The sequence below is a fragment of the Vibrio sp. 10N.222.55.C6 genome (genome assembly GCF_041473395.1).
GTDB classification, from domain to species: domain Bacteria; phylum Pseudomonadota; class Gammaproteobacteria; order Enterobacterales; family Vibrionaceae; genus Vibrio; species Vibrio crassostreae_C.
This window is the reverse complement of the sequence record NZ_JBFRSD010000826.1, coordinates 1-527: the sequence shown is the minus strand read 5'-3', so window position 1 is coordinate 527 and position 527 is coordinate 1. Positions and strand designations below refer to the sequence as shown.

1 pseudogene is annotated in these 527 nt (G+C 40.8%); it reads left to right on the top strand.

The window, feature by feature from the left end:
• A pseudogene (locus AB4486_RS26385) lies at positions 1-527 on the top strand (transposase); the annotation flags it as partial.

Genomic DNA, 527 nt, shown 5'->3' with positions numbered 1-527 from the left:
GAGTTTAGAGAAAGCGTGTTTAGAGTCAGGTATACACATTGATTACAATAAAGTGCGTCGCCCCTGGTTGAAGCCATTTGTTGAAAGAGCTTTTGGCAAGATCAATGAGATGTTTCTGATGACTATACCCGGTAAAACATTCTCAAATACTATTGAAAAAGCTGATTACAACCCTACAAAAGACGCTGTTGTTAGGTTTTCTGTGTTTTGCGAAGAGTTCTTGAGGTGGGTCGTTGATGTTCATAATGTTAAGCCTGATCAGCGAATGTCTCGCATACCATCACTCTATTGGCAACAAAGTGTCGATTCTATAAAACCACTAGAACTCGCGATTGAAGACGAACAGCATTTCACAGTAGTGATGGGAATAGCGGATGAAAGAAAGCTTACTTCTCTGGGGATAACCTACGAGCATTTGCAATACGACTGCCGAGCGTTATCTGACTATCGAAAGCAATACCCACAGAAGAAAGCCTCTAAGAAGCATATCAAAATAGACCCGGACGATTTATCGAGCATCTATATTT